Source organism: Loktanella sp. M215, from assembly GCF_021735925.1.
In the GTDB taxonomy this organism is placed as follows: Bacteria; Pseudomonadota; Alphaproteobacteria; order Rhodobacterales; family Rhodobacteraceae; genus Loktanella.
This window is the reverse complement of record NZ_WMEA01000001.1, coordinates 3,004,667-3,023,620: the sequence shown is the minus strand read 5'-3', so window position 1 is coordinate 3,023,620 and position 18,954 is coordinate 3,004,667. Positions and strand designations below refer to the sequence as shown.

The following is an 18,954-nucleotide window of genomic DNA, read 5'->3' as shown; positions in this document are numbered from 1 at the left end:
ATGATGCGGGATTTCTCCCCGTCTCACCCGCCCCCGCCTGCGGGATTACGTGCGCGGCCTATATGACAGGGCGCGCACGCTGGCAAGAGCCTAGAGGAAGACGCGTTCGATCACCCAGTAGACGGCAACCAGCGCGATCAGCACGGACGCGGGCATCGCGACCATGGTGGTATAGGTGTCGTATTGCCCCACGTTCACCGCCGCCGCCGAGAGCCCCAGCATGACCGCGATGATCCCCAGCAAGGGCAGCAGATCGCCCAGCAGGTCCGGCGCCCAGATCGACAGTGGGATCGCGATGGCCAGCACGACTGCTGCTGCTGCCATGTAAAGTGCCGCCGCCGTGGCGCTCCGCTCGCCCTTTTCACTGTATTCACGCGCCATGTAGACGCAGAGATAGGCCACCGCGATCACGCAAAGCTGACCGATTTCCACGCCGATATTGAAGCCGATCAGCGCGGGCACGAAATTCGCCTCTGGCAGGCCGAACTGCGCGAGGACGGATGCGAACCCCAGCCCGTGCAACAGACCGAAGCCGAAGATGACGAAGGGTCGCCACGGCGACAGGGTCCGCAGAAAGATGTTCTCGACCGCAACATAGGCGATCGAAAGGGCGATCAGCGGCTCTACGATTGCAGCGGGGACGGTGACGTATCCAAGCGCCGCAAGCGCCAGCGTGATCGTATGCGCCAGCGTGAAGGCGCTGACCTGCCACAAGAGCGGCTTCAGATGCGAGGACAGAAAGAACAGCCCCAGCACGAAGAGGATGTGATCGACGCCCAGCGGCACGATATGGTCGAACCCTGTCGGCACGTAGGCAAAGAACGTCGCCGCAGCGCCCATGGCGTTCCCGCCGGTCAGCGTGATTGGGTCTGACATCTGACCGGCCTCGAGGAAGCCGTCGTAAGGATCGTCGACGCCCATCTGGCGCACGACCAGCGTGCCGTAGGGCCGGATCCAGCCGACCTGCACGCTGTCGGCCCCCTCCGGCAAGGCTGCGGTGAACTGGACATCGGACAGGCGCGCGATGCTCTCGTCGCCGACGTCTGCCGCCTGCACTGCGGTCAGGGTCAATGCCAGACGGTCCTCGCCTGCCTGCACGGTGATGTTCTTAGCCATGTCGGGCCAGAAGTCGCGGAACCGCGCGTCAAGCTGATCTGCGGGCAAGGCGCGCAACTGGTCATAGGTCGCGGCCTGGGCCGATTCTGCGGTATCCGTGACCGTGTCCTGATCGATCCCCGCCAGAAAGCTTTCGATATTCAGGCGCATGTCGAAGACCAGCACCGACCCGTCCTGCGTCATGTCCGTGATCGACGGCAAAACCTCGTGGGCGCGCGCCGGTGACGCGAGCGTGAGCAGGCCAAGCGTCACGCTTGACAACAGCCCGATAAGCCACACCCTGATGGCGGTAAAAAAGGAACTCGTCATGCGTCGTCTTACCCTTGCCTTGGCCCTGCTGGCATCCCCCGTCAGCGCCCATGAATTCTGGCTGCAACCCGTGGATTACTCTGTGGAGCCGGACGCTACGTTGATCGTGCGGATTGTCAACGGGTCGGACTATACCGGGCAAAGCCTGCCGTTTTTACCGCAGCGGATCGCGCGGTTCGACGATTACGTGAACGGCACACCGACCCCGGTCGAGGGCCGGACCGGCGACCTGCCCGCTGTCACGATGCAGGCCACCCAGCCGGGGCTGAACGTGCTGGCCTATCAGGCCCAGAACGCCACCGTCGATTACAAGGACTGGGACACCTTCGTGCGGTTCACCGAACACAAGGATTTCCCGGGCATTCTGGACAAGCACCGCGCACGCGGCTTTCCGGAAGAAGCCTTTCGCGAGGTTTACTCCCGCTACTCCAAGGCGCTGGTCGCGGTGGGTGACGGCGCCGGACAGGATCAGCGCACCGGGCTGGAGACGGAAATCGTCGCCCTGACCAATCCCTATACCGACGACATGAAGGACGGCATGAAATTCCAGCTGTGGTACGGCGACAGCCCACGCGCCAACGTCCGGTTCGAAGTCTATGACTACAGCCCCGCAGGCGAGATCACGCAGACCTTCCTGACGACAGACGACCAGGGCATGGTCACGGTGCCCGTCAAGCCGGGCTACATGTACATGGCCGACGCCGTCGTGATCCGTGAACCCGAAGCGGCCCTCGCCGAAGAGACAGGCGCGCTGTGGGAAACGCTGTGGGCGAACATGACCTGGGCCGTGCCAGGCTGACACCTTGCACAGGACGCCGCGCCGCGCTTAAAGAGCGGCATGAGTGCCGCGCCTGACATCATCTGCATCGGCTCCGTCCTGTGGGACGTGATCGGCCGCACCGCCAGCCACATGCGGGCGGGTGCGGACGTGCCCGGGCGCATCACGCGCCTGCCCGGCGGTGTCGCGATGAACATCGCCATGACGCTTAAACGCTTTGGCCTGACTCCTGCCCTGCTGACCGTCATTGGACGCGACACGGACGGCGAGGCGCTGGTGGCCGAGGCGCAGGCCATGGGCCTGATCTGCGACCACATCTACCGCTCTGACGATCTGCCGACGGACGTCTACATGGCGATCGAGGCCGCGAACGGCCTGATCGCCGCCATCGCCGACGCCCATTCGCTGGAGGCTGCGGGCGACAAAATCCTGCGGCCCCTGTCGGACGGACGGCTGGGATCGACTGACGCCCCCTATGACGGGTGCGTCGCCCTTGACGGCAACCTGACAGAGGATCTGCTGCGCAGCATCGCCACCTCGCCGCTGTTTGCGCGCGCTGACCTGCGTGTGGCCCCCGCGTCCCCCGGCAAGGCGGAGCGGTTGCTGGCCTTGCAGGGTCACCCCTCTGCCACGCTTTACGTGAACCTCGAAGAAGCCGGACTGCTCTGCCAGTCGCATTTCGCTGATAGTGCAACTGCTTGTGCTGCACTGTTAAAGCGCGGGGCGCACCGGGTGCTAGTCACCGACGGTGGCCGCGCCGCGTCAGAGGGCACCGCAGGCGACGTCATCACCGCCCAACCGCCACAGGTCCTCGTCACCCGCGTGACTGGTGCCGGCGACACCTTCATGGCCGCGCATATCGCGTCCGAACGGCAGGGCTTTGATCGTCCCGCCGCCCTCGCGCGCGCCCTCGACGCCGCCGCCACCTACGTATCCGGAGAGACTCCCCTATGATCCCCATGACCTACAGCGCCGAGGTGCAGAGCGCACTAGACGCGGGCACCGCCATCGTGGCGCTGGAAAGCACCATCATCACACACGGCATGCCCTATCCGCAGAACGTGGAAACGGCGCGGCTGGTCGAACAGGACGTGCGTGACGCTGGTGCGACACCCGCGACCATCGCCGTGATCGACGGCATGCTGCATATCGGTCTGGAAGAGGAAGAGTTGACCGCCCTTGGTCAGGCAGAACACGTCGCCAAGCTGTCCCGCGCAGATATCGCCGCCTGCATCGCCATCGGCGGCACCGGGGCCACGACAGTCGCGGCCACGATGATTGCCGCGCATCTGGCGGGCATCGCTGTCTTTGCCACGGGTGGCATCGGCGGCGTCCACCGCGGGGCGGAGCTGTCATTCGACATCAGCGCCGACCTGCACGAGTTGGCACAGACGCCGGTGACGGTTGTGGCTGCGGGCGCAAAGGCGATCCTTGACCTGAACAAGACCTACGAAGTGCTTGAAACCCTTGGCGTTCCCGTCATCGCCTACGGTCAGGACACCCTGCCCGCCTTCTGGTCGCGCGACAGCGGCATGGCAGCGCCCCTGCGCATGGACACCGCCCGCGACATCGCCACGGCGCAGATCGTGCGCAACGTGATGGGCTTGCCCGGCGGGCAACTGGTCTGCAACCCGATCCCGCAGGCGGACGAGATCCCGGCCGACGACCTGTCACGGATGATCGCGCAGGCCCTTGTGGATGCAGAGGCGCAGGGGATCAGCGCCAAGGCCGTGACCCCCTTTCTGCTGGACCGCATCTTTACCCTGACCGACGGCCGGTCCCTGACCGCCAACATCGCGCTCGTGCGCAACAACGCACGTCTGGCCGCCGCGATTGCCATCGAAATGGGCACCGCTGCCGGTTAAGGCCCCCAGCGTGCCGCCCGCGCTTGTGAAGCGGCACGCCGCCGCCTATCTGTGCGGCATCTTCGCACGGACCCGTTCATGAGCCTCGACCCCCATCCCGACGACCACAAGCGCCCGCGCCGCCCCAGCCTGATCGGGCGGCTGCGTAGCAATTTTCTGGCCGGTCTGATCATCATCGCGCCCATCGGGCTGACCTTCTGGCTAATTTATACGGTCGTGGGCTGGATCGACGGCTGGGTCTGGCCCTTCGTCCCGGGCCGTTTTCGCCCCGACGCGCTGGTCAACCGCTGGTTCGGCACCGACGGCGGCCCGCCCATCGCCGTCAACGTGCGCGGCATCGGCGTCGTGATCTTCCTCGTCTTTACCGTGATCGTCGGCTGGCTGGGCAAGGGGTTCATCGGGCGTGCCATCATCCGGTTCGGCGAACACCTGGTCGACCGCACCCCCGTCGTGCGCAGCATCTACAACGGCGTGAAGCAGATCGCCGAGACGGTGTTCAGCCAGCGCGACACCTCCTTCGATCATGCCTGCCTTGTCGAATATCCAAAGGAGGGGATCTGGGCGATCGCCTTCATCTCGACCGCCGCAAAGGGAGAGATCGCGGCCAAGCTGCCGGGCGACGAGGAGATCGCGACCGTGTTCCTGCCTACGACGCCAAACCCCACATCGGGCTTTCTGCTGTTCCTGCCCCGGTCCAAGGTCATCATCCTCGACATGAGCGTGGAGGATGCGGCGAAACTCGTGATTTCGGCGGGCCTCGTCTATCCCAATCCCAAGGATCCGAAACTGCCGCCCGTGACCGCGTGATCGCGGCGGCGCTGACCGGATTTGCGACGGGGTTTTCCCTGATCCTCGCCATCGGCGCGCAGAATGCCTTTGTCTTGCGGCAGGGACTGGCGCAGGCGCATGTGTTCTGGCTGTGCCTGTTCTGTGCCGCCTCCGACGCGGTGCTGATCGCCGCGGGCGTGCTGGGTTTTGGCGCCATCGTCGCCCTGTGGCCTGACCTGCCGCGCGTCATGGCGCTGGCAGGGGCCGCGTTCCTTGCGGTCTATGGGTTGCAACGTCTGATCGCGGCCTGGCGCGGGGATTACGCGTTGCAATTGGGCGGTCAGACCCGGGCACTGTGGCCGACGCTGGCCACCGCCGCCGCCTTTACCTGGCTGAATCCGCATGTCTATCTGGACACACTGGGCCTGATCGGTGCGATTTCGACGGATTTCCATGGGTCGGCGCTGAAGACCGCCTTCGGGGCCGGCGCTGTCCTCGCCTCTTTCGTCTTCTTCTTCAGCCTCGGCTACGGCGCCCGTTTGCTGGGGCCAGTCATGCAATCGGCGCGGGCGTGGCGGGTGCTGGATACGGGAATCGGGCTGGTGATGTGGGCGCTGGCGGTCAAGCTGCTCAGCTGAACATCGCCCGCAGGTCGACGCTGTCGCGCTTGCCCAGATCGGCCTTGTGATCCACCAGAAACGCATCCATCGCCGCGCGCCCCGCCGCTTTCAGCCGCGCGAGGATGATCGGCACCGGAATCGTCTTGGTCGCCACGTTCAGCTCGTTCATCAGCGCATCGTCGTCAACCATGTGGATCAGCACGCGTTTCATCGTGCCGGGCGTAATCTTGTGATCGTCCAGCAGGCGGCGCACGAACTCGACCGCCCGCAATTCGCGCAACAGCGATGTGTTGAACCCGATCTCGTTGATCCGGTTGGCGATGGCCTCGGGCGTTTTCGGCAGGTCGTCGCGGACGATGGGATTGATCCCGACGATCAGGATGTCGTCAGGCAAATCCCTTTCGAACAAAGGAAAAAGTGCGGGGTTGCCGGTATAGCCACCGTCCCAGAACGCCTCCATCCGGCCGGTCACGGGGTCATGGATTTCGACCGCCTGAAACAGCGTCGGCAGACAGGCCGAGGCCAGCAGCGCGTCGTCCGTAATCTCGGTCCCGGAAAAGACGCGGATCTTGCCGGTCCGCACGTTGGTCGCCCCCACGAACAGGCGGGGGCCTGCGTCGCTGCAGACATGTTCGAACCGCAGATCGCCCAGAATCCGTGACAGCGGATTGCGCAGCATCGGCCCGTAAACATAGGGCGAGGTCATCCGCGTCATGCTGTCGAAGGCGCGGTAGCCCGGTGACAGTTCCAGCGCCGCAGCCCATCCCTTGATCGAGGGGGCCAGCGCCGCGAACCAGTCCTGCAGAACCGGCGCATTGACCGCACCGACCTGTTCCCAGAACCAGTCCAGCGTCTCTCGCGCGCCGGTTCGCCCACCCGAAACCAGCCCCGCCTTGAAGGCCGCCGCGTTCATCGCGCCGGCCGAGGTGCCGGAGATCGCCGCGATTTCAATATCATCCTCGTCCAGCAGACGGTCCAGCACGCCCCATGTGAATGCGCCGTGCGCGCCGCCGCCCTGAAGGCCCAGATTGATGCGGATCATGGTCGAACCTCTTCATGCTGCAGGTGCAGCATGATCGCACGAACGGCCCGAGGATGCCAAGGCCGTGCGCCGCCGCCCATTGGCAGGGTCACGATGCTTTGAGAAAAAATCGTCCACTGCCAAAATGGGTCGGACAACCCTGATTCGCAAAAAACCGACTCAGGCCAGCGGGTTGCGGACCGTAATGAAAAAGACCTGAGTCGCCCGCCTCGGTCGTCTGCGGCAGACCCGTCCGATTGACCCTTGCACCGCGATTCGCCCCGCGTTAACCCCTGCAAAACCTCGAAATATCGCCGCAGATCCTGACGTCGGGCCAAAAAAAACCCCGGCACGAAGCCGGGGTATAGTTATTGAGGCAGGTTTCATACAGGCAAGAAACCTATCGAGCAGTGAGTTCTGTATAATCCTTTCCACGCAGGTATCCAAGGCAAAAGTTTGAAAAACCTCGAAACCTTCATTAGCGTCTTTGGAAACAACCGGACCCACAGGGATATCACCGACATGACACACGACCCGCGCAGCCTGTTGCGTCCGCTGACGCTTGCCGCGATCCTTGGCCTGGCCGCAGGTGCGGCATGGGCCGAACCGCAGCACGGCATCGCCATGTACGGTGACCCCGCCCTGCCCGACGGGTTCACCGCCCTGCCCTATGCCAATCCTGACGCGCCCACCGGCGGGCGCATCGTCACGGCAGAGGTCGGCAGCTTTGACAGCCTCAATCCTTATGTCCTGAAAGGCAGCGTGCCATGGCAACTGCGGTTCCTGATCGGCGAAAGCCTGATGGTCCGGTCCCTGGACGAGCCGTTCACCGAATACGGCCAGATCGCGCAATCGGTCGAAACCGGGCCGAACCGCGAATGGGTGGAATACGTGCTGAACCCGCAGGCCAAATTCTCGGACGGCACGCCGGTCACCACCGAAGACGTGATCTGGTCATTCCAGACGCTGGGCACCGAAGGCAACGGCCGCTACCGCGGGTTCTGGGAAAAGGTCGACAAGATCGAGGAAACCGCCCCCGGCACCGTCCGCCTGACCTTCAACACACCCGACCGGGAACTGGTGATGCTGGCAGGCCTGCGGCCGATCCTGAAAAAGGCGCAGTGGAACGGCGTCGATTTCGCGCAAAGCGGCCTCGACATGGTGCCGATCACCACCGGTCCTTACGTCATCGACGATTTCGAGGCGGGGCGTTTCGTCAGCCTGAAACGCAACCCCGACTACTGGGGTGCCGACCTGCCGACGGAAAACGGGTTGCACAACCTCGACGAGGTCCGCATCGAATTCTTCGCCGACGAGACCGCAGCCTTCGAGGCCTTCAAGACCGGAGAGGTCAATTCCAACCGCGAATTCAACGTGGCGCGCTGGGACAGCCAGTACGACTTTCCCGCCGTCCAGTCCGGCGATGTGGTGAAATCCGTGCTGCCGCAGGAACTGCCGTCCGGCATGACCGGCTTCGTGATGAACACCCGCCACGACCAGTTCAAGGACTGGCGGGTCCGCGACGCCATGCTGCACGTCTTCAATTTCGAATTCATCAACGAGGCGATGACCGGCAGCGCGCAGCCGCGCATCACCTCCTACTGGTCGAACTCGCCGCTTGCGATGGACGCGGGTCCCGCCACGGGCCGCGTGGCCGACATGCTGGCCCCCTTTGCCGCCGACCTGATCCCAGGCACGCTGGACGGCTACACCCTGCCCGTGGCCGACGGGACAGAGCGTAACCGCAGCGGCACCCGCGCCGCGCTGAAGCAGATGGAAGCCGCGGGCTGGACCGTGCAGGACGGCGTGATGAAGAACGCGGCGGGCGAACCCTTCACCTTCAACATCCTGCTGCAAAGCGGCGGGTCCGAAAATCAGGCGATCGTCGACATGTTCGTCGAAAGCCTCGGCCGGATCGGCGTGACGCCGTCGGTCGAGGTCACGGACCCCGCCCAATACAAGGCCCGCACCGACGCGCTCGACTTCGACATGACCTACAGCCGCCTCGCCCTGTCGCTGTCCCCGGGGAACGAGCAGTATCTTTATTTCGGATCGCAGAATGCCGACACACCGGGCACGCGCAACCTGATGGGGGTGAAATCGCCCGCCGTCGACACGCTGATCGGCCAATTGCTGACCGCGACCGATCAAGAGGACTTCGTGGCCTCGGTCAAGGCGCTCGACCGGGTGCTGACGGCAGGCCGCTTCTATATCCCGATCTACCAGTGGAACGTCAGCCGCCTCGCCCATGCAAAGCAGCTGAAATACCCAGAGGTGATCCCGGTCTTCGGCGATTCCCCCGGCTGGCAGCCTGACCTGTGGTGGTGGCAGGAGTGAGTCGCCTCCTCATGCTCGCAGCCCTCATCGCCGCAACCGCCTGCACCCCGGCACGCATCGCGGGCAAGACCGCCATTGGCGCCGGCCATCTGGCCTTGGGCGCCGCCGACGTGGTCATCTGACAGGTGCGCACCGTCCCCTTCTTCTGGTCATAAATACTTCGGGGTCCGGGGCAGAGCCCCGGTCCTGCCCCCGCCACCCGTACTGTCATGAAACCGTTACGCATCCGTCATAGCTGCAGCCCATGACCCAGCCCCCACTGCGCGCCCGCCTCATCGCCGAAATCCTTGGCACGACATTCCTGCTGATCGGCGTCGTGGGATCGGGCATCATGGCCGACCGTCTGGCGCAGGGCAACGACGCGGTTGCGCTGCTGGCCAATGCCATCGCGACGGGCTGCATCCTGCATGTCCTGATCACGACCCTTGGCCCCGTCTCTGGCGCGCATTTCAACCCGGCGGTCACCTGGGCCTTCTGGTGGCGGCAAGAGATCACCACCCCGCAGGCCCTGTCATACACCTTCTGCCAGATCATCGGTGCGATTCTCGGCGTCTGGCTGGCGCACCTGATGTTCGCGCTGCCGGTGATCCAGTTTTCCGTCACCGCCCGCTCCGGTCCCGCGCAATGGCTGTCGGAATGCATCGCGACCTTCGGTCTCGTCTTCGTGATCTTTGCGGGCGTCCGGCACAGGCCCGACACGGTGCCGACACTGGTTGCACTTTACATCACCGGGGCCTATTGGTTCACCTCATCGACCAGCTTTGCCAATCCGGCAGTCACGCTGGCCCGCGCCCTGACCGATACCTTCGCGGGCATCAATCCGGCCAATGTGCCGATGTTCATATTTGCGCAATTGTGCGGCACAGGGCTGGCCCTGCTGCTGCTGCCGCATTTGTGGGGACCGGGCGCGGAACAGAAGTGACGATCGGGCCGTTGGTCCCGCAACGAACAACAAAAGGAGATTTCCCATGCAATGGAGAGACGTTTCTCAGAACTGGGCCGCCTACACGCCGCGCATCATGACGCAATGGCCGAACCTGAACGAATCCGAGGTCCTGTCGATTGACGGCGATCAGGATGCCTTCCTCGCCTACCTGTCCAAATCCAAGGGCGAAGACCGCGTCGCCGCTCAGATGGAACTGGCCGACTGGCTGATGGGCGGAGAGCCGATCGACGTCAAGATGGCCGAGCAGAACGACAACGCCAACATCAACGGCAGTGCCGCCAATGTGCCCGCCGGTGAAGACGTGACCGACGACGACGCCAAGTTCGGCGACGACAACAAGACCGCAGCCCCCATCGGCCGCGCTTCCTGATCCGACGACGCACCGCCAAGGGCCTTCGACCTGCGGCGGTGCTTCACCGATCCGATACCCCCCCCAAATGATATTTTCCCGATTCCTGCGCCGCGCGAGGGATTTCCTGTTGCGCTGTGTCATCGCGATCAACTGCGGTGGTGTCATGCCTGCGCGGGCGTGATAGAAGGCCCCCGATCCTGCAATTTGCGCAAACCGGCGCAAATGCATATGGGCCGCTGCACGGGCAAGGTCCACGACAACAACGACGGCGACGCCAAGGGCCGCGCCGCAAACGGGAGACCGCACATGGTCAAGCTTGATATTCTCTCTGATCCGATCTGCCCTTGGTGCTACATCGGAAAGGCAAACCTTTTCAAAGCGCTGGAGGCGGTTCCTGACCATCCTTTCGTGCTGGAATGGCATCCTTTCCAGCTGAACCCGGACATGCCCGCCGCGGGCATGGACCGGCGCAGTTACCTTGAGCAGAAATTCGGCGGCAAGGAGGCGGCAGTCAAGGCCTACGCCCCCGTGGTGGACCGGGCCGAGGCTGCGGGTCTCACGCTGAACCTCGACCGGATCGCGCGCACGCCGAACACGCTGGACGCGCACCGCCTGATCCACTGGGCCGGGATCGAAAAGCAGCAGACGCCGATGGTCGACCTGCTGTTCAACGCTTACTTCGTCGAAGGCCGCGACATTGCGGATCACGAGGTGCTGGCGGATCTCGCCGATGCGGCGGGTCTGGATGCGGCTATCGTGGCCCGCCTGCTGGACAGCGACGCCGACCTGCAGGACATCCGCGACCGTGACGCCCACAGCCGCAAGATGGGCATCAGCGCCGTCCCGACCTTCATTGTGGCCAATCAGCATGCCGTGCCCGGTGCGCAATCGACCGAAATGTGGACCCAGACCATCGCCGACATCATGTCCCAGATGGCCGAGGCGGATTGATTCTGGCGGTCTGCAACGGGCGGAACCCCGCCTGACCGGCCTTTTCAGGCGCGCGCAGGGAACAACTCGCCGCACCACCCGTTGGTCAATGAGTCAAAAAATAAATACTGGAGATTTCCATGCGCCGTTCACTTTTCGCTCTTGCCCCTCTCGCTCTGGTCGCGGCCTGCGCCGGGTCCGGCATGACGCCAGCCGGTGGCATGGCGCCCGTTGGCGGCGCAGGTTCGACGATCGCAGCCACGACCGTAACGATGTCCGACAGCCTGCAATTCACGCCGGCCGCCGTCACGGTTCAGGCGGGCCAGACGGTGCGTTTCCAGAACATCTCGTCCTTCGCGCAGACGGTATCAACCACGGCCGATACCCCGGCTGAAACGAAGGTCGTTCTGCTGCCCGTCGGCGCTGCACCCTTCGATTCGGGCGAAATCGCGCCGAACAGCAGCTACGACCAGACCTTCTCGATCCCCGGCACCTACCGCTACTTCTCGAACGGGCACGCCGAAGAGGGCATGGTCGGCACGGTCAACGTCACTCCGTAAATCGTCTTGGACCAAAGTCGTTTGGGCGGCACCGCAAGGTGCCGCCTTTTTCATTTGGCAGCGGCCAGTTTTGCAGCCAGATCGCGGGCGATGTTGAACGCGCCCTGGATCTTGTCACGCTCGCGCGTCCAGTCCTGCATGACGACGATCTTGTTGTCCTTGACCTTGGCCTGCCCTTTGTAATCCCCGATGAAGTCCACCAATCCCGCGGGATTGGCGAACTTGTCGTTGTGGAACCGGATCGTGCCGCCCTTGGGGCCTGCGTCCAGCTGGCCGATGCCGGCCTTCTTGCACATCGCCTTGATCCGTACGACCAGCAGCAGGGTATTGACCTCTTTGGGCAATTTGCCGAAACGGTCGATCAGTTCGGCGGCAAAGCCTTCCAGTTCCACCTTGGTCGTCAGATCGGACAGACGACGGTAAAGGCCAAGACGCACGTCCAGATCGGGCACGTAGTCTTCGGGGATCAGGACCGGCACGCCCAGATTGATCTGCGGCGACCATTCGCTGTCGTCCTGCAGACCTTCGGCGGCACCTGACCGGATCGCGTTGATCTGATCCTCCAGCATCTGCTGATAGAGCTCGTAGCCGACTTCGCGCATCTGTCCGGATTGTTCCTCGCCCAACAGATTGCCGGCGCCGCGAATGTCGAGGTCTTGCGACGCGAGGGTGAAACCCGCGCCAAGGCTGTCGAGGCTCGCCAGCACACGCAGCCGCTTCTGCGCCGTGTCGGTCAGTTTCTGGCGCGGCATCGTGGTCAGATAGGCATAGGCGCGGGTCTTGGACCGACCCACGCGGCCCCGGATCTGGTAGAGCTGTGCGAGACCGAACATGTCGGCGCGCCAGACGATCATCGTGTTGGCCGTCGGAATATCGAGGCCCGATTCCACGATCGTCGTCGCCATCAGCACGTCATACTTGCCGTCGTAGAAGGCGTTCATCCTGTCGTCGAGCTCGCCCGCCGCCATCTGGCCTGTGGCGGTGATATAGGTGACTTCAGGCACCTCGGTCTTCAGCCAATCCACCATCTCGTCCATGTCGCTGATCCGCGGCACGACAAAGAAGCTCTGACCGCCGCGATAATGCTCACGCAGCAAGGCTTCGCGAATGGTGATCGTGTCGAATTCGCTGACGTAGGTGCGGATCGCAAGGCGGTCGATGGGCGGCGTGCCGATGATGCTCAGGTCGCGAACGCCGGACAGTGACAGCTGCAGGGTGCGCGGGATCGGCGTGGCGGTTAGGGTCAGGACGTGGACATCCGTGCGCAGCGATTTTAGACGTTCCTTGTGCTGCACACCGAATTTCTGTTCCTCGTCAATGACAAGCAGGCCGAGGTTGCGGAATTTGACGGACTTCGCCAGCAGGGCGTGGGTGCCGACGACAATGTCCACGGTGCCGTCGGTCAGACCGGCGCGCGTCGCTGCGGCATCCTTGGCCGACACGAAGCGCGACAGGGGCCGCACGGTGACGGGAAATCCGCGGAAACGCTCTGCAAAGCTTTGATAATGTTGGCGGGCAAGCAAGGTCGTCGGCGCGATGATCGCGACCTGCACGCCGGACAGGGCGGCGACAAAGGCGGCGCGGATTGCGACCTCTGTCTTGCCGAAGCCCACGTCGCCGCAGATCAGCCGGTCCATCGGCTGGCCGCTTTCCAGATCCTGCAGCACGTCGTCGATCGCGGCCAGCTGGTCACCGGTTTCCGAATAGGGAAAGCGCGCAAGGAACTGGTCCCAGATCCCCTCCATCGGCTCTAACACAGGGGCTTTGCGCAGGGCACGCTCTGCCGCGACGCGGATCAGGCGTTCGGCGATCTGGCGGATGCGCTCTTTCAGGCGCGCCTTCTTGGCCTGCCATGCGCCGCCGCCCAGCTTGTCCAGCAGACCCTCTTCGTGGCCATACTTGGACAGCAGTTCGATATTTTCGACCGGCAGATAGAGCTTGCTGCTTTCGGCGTATTCCAGCGCCAGACATTCGTGCGCTGCCCCAAGTGCGGTCACGACCTCCAGCCCGATGAAGCGGCCGACGCCGTGATCGACGTGGACGACCAGATCGCCGGGGCTGAGAGCGTTCGCCTCGGTCAGGAAGTTGTCGGCGCGGCGCTTGCGTTTGGTCTGCCGGATCAGCCGGTCGCCCAGCACGTCCTGTTCGGAAATGACGGTCAGCGTGCCGTTCTCGACCGGCCCTTCAAAGCCCGCATCCAGTGCCCAGACCGCCAGATGCACGCCGCGCTTGCCGACGCGGGACCAGTCGCTGACGGGGATCACCTCGCCGATGCCCTCGTCCTCGATCAGGCCCGTCAGGCGTTCACGCGCCCCTTCGGAGTATGACGCGATGACGACCGGGCCAAGCGCGACCCGTGCCTTCACATGGGCCGCCAAAGCGCCGAAAAGGCTCAGGTTTTCCTGCTGACGTTCCGGCGCGAAATTGCGACCCGGACGCCCGCCCGCATCCGTGACGCCAAGCCCCGTCGCCTGCGGCAGGGGGTGGAACTGGACAACGCGGTGGTCCGCCACAGCGGCATCCCAGGCGGCATCGTCCAGATAGAGCTGCTGCGGCGGGGCCGGTTTATAGACGGAATCCATCCGCCCCTTCTGCGTCAGGGCGTGCATCCGGGTGCTGTACTGATCGGCAATCGATTCCCACCGGGCCAGCCGCTGCGGGCTGGTCTGGTCGTCCAGCGTGACCGTGCAGCGCGGCAGATAGTCGAAGAGGGTCTCAAGATCGTCCTGAAAGAAGCCCAGCCAATGTTCGATGCCCGCATGCTTGCGCCCGGCGCTGACCGCTTCATAGAGCGGATCGTCGGTGCCGGCGGCGCCGAATTCGATGCGATAGCTTTGCCGGAACCGGGTGATTGCGGCCTCGTCGAGGATGACCTCAGACACAGGCGCCAGTTCGATGTCGAGCAGTTTTTCCGTCGTGCGCTGGGTCGCCGCGTCGAACCGGCGGGCCGCGTCCAGCGTGTCGCCGAACAAATCCAGCCGGATCGGGCCGCTTTGCCCCGGCGGGTAGATGTCGATGATCCCGCCGCGCACGGCGTAATCCCCCGCCTCCATCACGTTGGCGGTCTGGCTGAAGCCCATGCGGGTCAGGAATCCGCGCAGGGCGGCCTCGTCGATGCGGTCACCGACGCGGGCGGTAAAGGCGGCCTCTCGCAATGTGGCGCGGGCTGGCACGCGCTGGGTCGCGGCGTTGACCGAGGTCAGCAGCACGAAGCGGTCCGGCATCCCGTGAACCAAGGCCGCCAGCGTGGCCATCCGGGCGGCGGACACATCGGCGTTGGGCGACACCCGGTCGTAGGGCAGGCAGTCCCACGCCGGAAAAGTAAAGACCGGCAGGCCGGGCGCAAAGAACGCAAGCGCCGCCTGCATCGCGGCCAGACGCTTGTCGTCGCGGGCCACGTGCAGAAGGGGCCGCGCAGAGCTTTCCAGCTCCTTGAGGATCAGACGGGCGTCAAAGCCTTCGGGCGCGCCGCTGACGGCGATATGAGAGGGTGTGGCCATGGCCGCTGACCTATCCGCATCGCGGTCCGTGTCAAGCGCCCGCCGCGTCACAACCCGCGCAACGTGCCCAGCAGCTGGAACATGCCGTACATGGCGGTCACGAAAATCGCGACCATGCCGATGATCTGCGTCCACAACCGGTGCCGCATCAGCATGGCATATAGCTGCTCCGGCTCCGGGTCGGCGGCACGGATCCGGCGCGCGCTCGACAGGCTGATCGCGCCGACGATGGACAGCGGCAGTGCCACGAGGAACGTCGCCTGTGCCAACTCGATCCCGTAGACGAACCCCAGCAGCGCCAGCGTCGTCAGGATGAAGCTGACGACACCGATCATGATTGGACCGGTGGTCTGTGCGAGGTTCAGCAGACGGTTCACGTTGATGCGGACCAGATCGACCATGTCGTCCTGTTCCTGCCCGCCGCGCCGGCGCGCCTTGGTGATCAGATCGAAAGGTACGCCCAGCACGTAATAGCTCATCGAGGACCACAGGACCGCCAGCATGATCCAGTACCAGACCGACGAAAAAGACCTCAGGTCGATGACCTGAAAGAGGATGTTGTTCCAGTCCAAACCGCTTGTCTTTCTGTCGTTCCGTTCTGCGGCGGACCCTAGTCGCGCCGCCCGGCAATGCCCAGCCTTGTCGTGCGTGATTTTCCGTGCAAGGTCTGACCTGTGACCAGAAAGGCCCTGCCCCATGAAACCGACCGTCGCCCCCTTCCCCGCCACCCGCCTGCGCCGCCTGCGCGCCATGCCCGCCGTGCGCCGCCTGTCGCGCCAGCACCGGCTGAGCGTGGATGACCTGATCTGGCCGATCTTCGTGATGGCGGGCCGCGATGATGAACACGCCATCCCCTCGATGCCCGGTGTCACGCGCAAGACCGTGGACCGCGCCGTGCAGGCCGCACAAGAGGCGCACAAGCTGGGCATCCCCGCGATGTGCATCTTTCCCTATACGGGCATGGCGGAACGGACCGAGGATTGCGCGCTGGCTTGGTCGCCGGACAACATCAGCAATCAGGCGATCCGCGCCATCAAGGACGCGGTGCCCGACATGGCGATCATGACCGACATCGCGCTGGACCCCTACAACATCAACGGCCACGACGGGTTCGTCGAGGATGGGCGCATCGTCAACGACCGCACGGTCGAAGCGCTGGTCAAGATGGCGCTGGCGCAGGCCGAGGCCGGCGCCGATATCCTTGGTCCGTCTGACATGATGGACGGCCGCATCGGGGCGATGCGGACAGCGCTGGAGGCCGCAGGCCACATCGACGTGGCGATCCTGAGCTATACCGCCAAATACGCGAGCGCGTTCTACGGCCCGTTCCGCGATGCGGTCGGTGCCTCGACGGCGCTGACCGGCGACAAGAACACCTATCAGATGGACCCCGGCAACGCGGACGAGGCGCTGCGGCTGGTCGAGCGCGATCTGATGGAGGGCGCCGACATGGTCATGGTGAAACCCGGCATGCCCTATCTGGATATCTGCAGGCGGGTCAAGGACATGTACGGCGTGCCGACCTATGCCTATCAGGTCAGCGGCGAATACGCGATGCTGCAGGCCGCCATCCAGAACGGCTGGCTGGACGGGCCCAAGGTGATGATGGAAAGCCTGCTCGCCTTCAAACGTGCGGGTTGCGACGGGATCCTGACCTATTTTGCGCCAGAGGCGGCGAAACTGCTGGGCCGGCTGTAACCGGCCCCGCCGTCAGCTGCGCCTGCGCCGGATACCGATCGCGGCAAGGCCGGTCAGACCCATCAGCATGAAAAGTCCTCCCGCCGACAACGGCACGGGGCTTGGGGAGTCCGGCGGCGCACTGCTGGGATAGGTCAGGCCGCTGATCGCGTAGCTGACGTTGCCGTAGGTCGTGTCGAGCGCCACGAAAAGACTGCCCGCAAAGGTGTCGCCCAAGGCGAGCGTGAAGCGCGAGGTGCCCTGGCTCGCCGGATTGGCGGCATCCCACGGGTCGTAGGTGACGCCGAAGGTGCTGTTGTAAAGTCTCTCCTGCGCCGCGGTCGCCGCACTGGATGGGGTAATGTAATAGCCGCCGGTGAACGGCACGAAGCTGTAGTAGAGGGTGCCGCCACCGTTCGCATAGTCACCGCTGCGATAATTGCCGGCAACCGCGAAATCGAAGGTGATCGCGGACGCGCCGGGACGCAGCCCGGTGAATTGCAATACGTCGGTCCGGTCGGCCCCCAGCGCATTGCCACCTGTCACCGTCGTCGTGCCGCTCGCCACGACCGTCGGCGCGGCCCAGATGTCGGAGTAATTGCCGCCATCCTCGCTGAGCGTCGCGGCCGGGGCGGCGTCTGCAAAAACGCTGATCGCGAAGAAAATAAAACCGAAAACTGTCCGAACCGCCATCGCGATGATCCTGTGTATGCATCCGCTGCGACTCGCCCTTCGTCGATTGACGGTCGGCGCGCAGGGATGTGACAGCCTGCCATTGACACGCCAAGCGCAGCCAAATTGTGACCGTTTCAGGACGAACTGCGGAAAGGCTGCACGATCTTCGACCGGCCCGCCACGGTATCCCGGCGCCGTCACGTCTGCGTTTACGCGCTGACTCGCATTTAACGTGTGACAGATTCGCTTGGCATGCCTATAGTTTCACGCACAAAAGGGCGGCAAACGTCCCCACGGCAGTATAGGGCAGACAGCTATGACACATTTGACCAGACGGCACTTTGTGCTGGCAGCCGCGGCCATCCCGCTGGCCGCCTGCGGCAACGGCGTGAATTCGAACGGTGCGGCGACCATCGACGCGCGCGTCGCCTCGACCCTCAGCTTCATGTACGACACCTATCCGGGGACCAAGGATCTGGGCGACAAGGCCGCCGGTGTCCTAGTGATGCCGCTGGTGACCGAGGCGGGGCTGGGTCTTGGCGGATCCTTCGGGCGCGGTGCGTTGCAGATCAACGGATCGACGGTCGATTATTACTCTGCCGCCTCCGGCTCTGCCGGTCTGCAGATCGGGGCGCAGCAATACAGCCACGTGCTGTTCTTCATGACGCAGAACGCGCTGGCGGATTTCCGGTCCTCGATGGGCTGGGCGGCGGGCGCCGATCTGGAATACGTCGCTGCCGATCAGGGCGACGTGCTGCGGGCCGAGACGATCACATCGCTGGCCCCCGTCATCGCGGTCGTCTTTGCCCAATCCGGCCTGCGCATCGGCGCCACGCTGAAAGGCACCAAATACACCCGCATCATCCCGTAGGGTCCGTGCGCGGGTCGCTGCGATGATCCCGATCCTGATTCTGGCTGCCGGGCAATCGCGCCGCATGCGCGGCGCCGACAAACTGGCAGAGGTCGTGGGCGGTCAACCCCTGCTGCGCCGCGTGGCGTCAGAGGCGGCCAGCGTCGCGCCGACCTTCGTGGCCCTGCACCACAACGCCGCGGCGCGTCTGGCGCTGATCGACGGTCTGGCCGTGACTCCCCTGCTGGTGGCCGAGGCGGCAGAGGGGCAGTCAGGCACATTGCGCGGCGCTGTGGCCGGCCTGCCCGCTTGTGACGCGTTTCTGGTCGTGCTGGGCGATCTGCCCGATATCACCGGACAGGATATGGCAGCGGTGATCGCGGCGCGCACGGCACAGCCCGACGCGCTGATCTGGCGCGCTGCCACGCCCGACGGTCGTGCCGGGCATCCCATCCTGTTCGATGCGCGCCTGCGCCCGCAATTCGCCGATCTGACCGGCGACGAGGGTGGTGCGGCGCTGGTCAAGCCGCTGCAGGACAAGACGGTGCTGGTCCGTTTCGACGATGACCGTGCGCGACTGGACCTCGACACGCCGGAGGCCTGGGCGGCCTATCACGCCCGCCACAACTGATATCCCAACATTTACAATC

At 64.5% G+C, this 18,954-nt stretch carries 19 protein-coding genes; 14 read left to right on the top strand and 5 right to left on the bottom strand.

Annotated features, from left to right (window positions below):
• Positions 1 to 90 precede the first annotated feature (90 nt).
• Positions 91 to 1,425 carry a HupE/UreJ family protein gene (locus tag GLR48_RS14975; protein ID WP_237062614.1) on the bottom strand — a complete coding sequence of 445 codons (1,335 nt, stop codon included), beginning with the start codon at positions 1,423 to 1,425 and terminating at the stop codon, positions 91 to 93.
• Here GLR48_RS14975 and GLR48_RS14970 point away from each other — a divergent pair.
• The 5 genes from GLR48_RS14970 (at position 1,424) to GLR48_RS14950 (ending at position 5,474) form a co-directional block, all read left to right on the top strand.
• Entirely contained in the window at positions 1,424 to 2,224 is an 801-nt protein-coding gene (locus GLR48_RS14970) for a DUF4198 domain-containing protein (RefSeq protein ID WP_237062613.1), read from the top strand. The two genes, GLR48_RS14975 and GLR48_RS14970, sit on opposite strands and share 2 nt — an antisense overlap.
• 39 nt (positions 2,225 to 2,263) lie before the next feature.
• A complete protein-coding gene (locus tag GLR48_RS14965) occupies positions 2,264 to 3,157 on the top strand; it encodes a PfkB family carbohydrate kinase (protein WP_237062612.1) in 894 nt (297 codons plus the stop codon).
• Entirely contained in the window at positions 3,154 to 4,068 is a 915-nt protein-coding gene (locus GLR48_RS14960) for a pseudouridine-5'-phosphate glycosidase (RefSeq protein ID WP_237062611.1), read from the top strand. Before GLR48_RS14965 ends, GLR48_RS14960 begins: the two co-directional genes overlap by 4 nt.
• Positions 4,069 to 4,146: 78 nt before the next feature.
• Positions 4,147 to 4,875: a DUF502 domain-containing protein gene (locus GLR48_RS14955; RefSeq protein ID WP_237062610.1), complete on the top strand. Its 729-nt coding sequence runs from the start codon at positions 4,147 to 4,149 to the stop codon at positions 4,873 to 4,875.
• Entirely contained in the window at positions 4,872 to 5,474 is a 603-nt protein-coding gene (locus GLR48_RS14950) for a LysE/ArgO family amino acid transporter (protein ID WP_237062609.1), read from the top strand. Before GLR48_RS14955 ends, GLR48_RS14950 begins: the two co-directional genes overlap by 4 nt.
• Here GLR48_RS14950 and GLR48_RS14945 read toward each other — a convergent pair.
• Positions 5,467 to 6,498, bottom strand: coding sequence for a patatin-like phospholipase family protein (locus GLR48_RS14945; protein WP_237062608.1), 1,032 nt, complete (start codon positions 6,496 to 6,498; stop codon positions 5,467 to 5,469). The genes GLR48_RS14950 and GLR48_RS14945 overlap by 8 nt on opposite strands.
• 501 nt (positions 6,499 to 6,999) lie before the next feature.
• Here GLR48_RS14945 and GLR48_RS14940 point away from each other — a divergent pair.
• The 6 genes from GLR48_RS14940 to GLR48_RS14920 all read left to right on the top strand — a co-directional run bounded on the left by GLR48_RS14940 (position 7,000) and on the right by GLR48_RS14920 (position 11,602).
• Positions 7,000 to 8,814, top strand: coding sequence for an extracellular solute-binding protein (locus tag GLR48_RS14940; RefSeq protein ID WP_442915801.1), 1,815 nt, complete (start codon positions 7,000 to 7,002; stop codon positions 8,812 to 8,814).
• The gene (locus GLR48_RS25705) at positions 8,811 to 8,936 is read left to right on the top strand and encodes a hypothetical protein (RefSeq protein WP_272911418.1); all 126 of its coding nucleotides are present in this window, start codon (positions 8,811 to 8,813) and stop codon (positions 8,934 to 8,936) included. The genes GLR48_RS14940 and GLR48_RS25705 overlap by 4 nt, the downstream gene beginning before the upstream one ends.
• Positions 8,937 to 9,058: 122 nt before the next feature.
• The gene (locus tag GLR48_RS14935; protein WP_237062607.1) at positions 9,059 to 9,736 is read left to right on the top strand and encodes an aquaporin; all 678 of its coding nucleotides are present in this window, start codon (positions 9,059 to 9,061) and stop codon (positions 9,734 to 9,736) included.
• A 46-nt stretch (positions 9,737 to 9,782) separates the two neighbouring features.
• Positions 9,783 to 10,130, top strand: coding sequence for a hypothetical protein (locus tag GLR48_RS14930; RefSeq protein WP_237062606.1), 348 nt, complete (start codon positions 9,783 to 9,785; stop codon positions 10,128 to 10,130).
• 288 nt (positions 10,131 to 10,418) lie between these two features.
• Entirely contained in the window at positions 10,419 to 11,063 is a 645-nt protein-coding gene (locus GLR48_RS14925) for a DsbA family oxidoreductase (protein ID WP_237064563.1), read from the top strand.
• A gap of 119 nt (positions 11,064 to 11,182) precedes the next feature.
• Entirely contained in the window at positions 11,183 to 11,602 is a 420-nt protein-coding gene (locus tag GLR48_RS14920; RefSeq protein WP_237062605.1) for a cupredoxin domain-containing protein, read from the top strand.
• Between the two features lie 50 nt (positions 11,603 to 11,652).
• Here the strand turns inward: GLR48_RS14920 and mfd are convergent, their stop codons facing one another.
• A complete protein-coding gene (mfd, locus tag GLR48_RS14915; protein WP_237062604.1) occupies positions 11,653 to 15,102 on the bottom strand; it encodes a transcription-repair coupling factor in 3,450 nt (1,149 codons plus the stop codon).
• A 47-nt stretch (positions 15,103 to 15,149) separates the two neighbouring features.
• Positions 15,150 to 15,674 (bottom strand): component of SufBCD complex, encoded by a 525-nt coding sequence (locus GLR48_RS14910; RefSeq protein WP_237062603.1) that lies wholly within the window; start codon positions 15,672 to 15,674, stop codon positions 15,150 to 15,152.
• Positions 15,675 to 15,798: 124 nt separating this feature from the next.
• Between GLR48_RS14910 and hemB the strand changes: the two genes are divergently transcribed.
• Entirely contained in the window at positions 15,799 to 16,800 is a 1,002-nt protein-coding gene (gene hemB / locus GLR48_RS14905) for a porphobilinogen synthase (protein WP_237062602.1), read from the top strand.
• 12 nt (positions 16,801 to 16,812) lie between these two features.
• On the opposite strand, the gene GLR48_RS14900 is transcribed toward hemB, so the two are convergent.
• The gene (locus tag GLR48_RS14900; RefSeq protein ID WP_237062601.1) at positions 16,813 to 17,472 is read right to left on the bottom strand and encodes a hypothetical protein; all 660 of its coding nucleotides are present in this window, start codon (positions 17,470 to 17,472) and stop codon (positions 16,813 to 16,815) included.
• A gap of 298 nt (positions 17,473 to 17,770) precedes the next feature.
• On the opposite strand from GLR48_RS14900, the gene GLR48_RS14895 reads away from it, so the two are divergent.
• Positions 17,771 to 18,325: a YSC84-related protein gene (locus tag GLR48_RS14895; protein ID WP_237062599.1), complete on the top strand. Its 555-nt coding sequence runs from the start codon at positions 17,771 to 17,773 to the stop codon at positions 18,323 to 18,325.
• Positions 18,326 to 18,347: 22 nt separating this feature from the next.
• Positions 18,348 to 18,935, top strand: a complete 588-nt coding sequence (locus GLR48_RS14890; protein WP_237062597.1) for a nucleotidyltransferase family protein — start codon at positions 18,348 to 18,350, stop codon at positions 18,933 to 18,935.
• Positions 18,936 to 18,954: the final 19 nt, after the last annotated feature.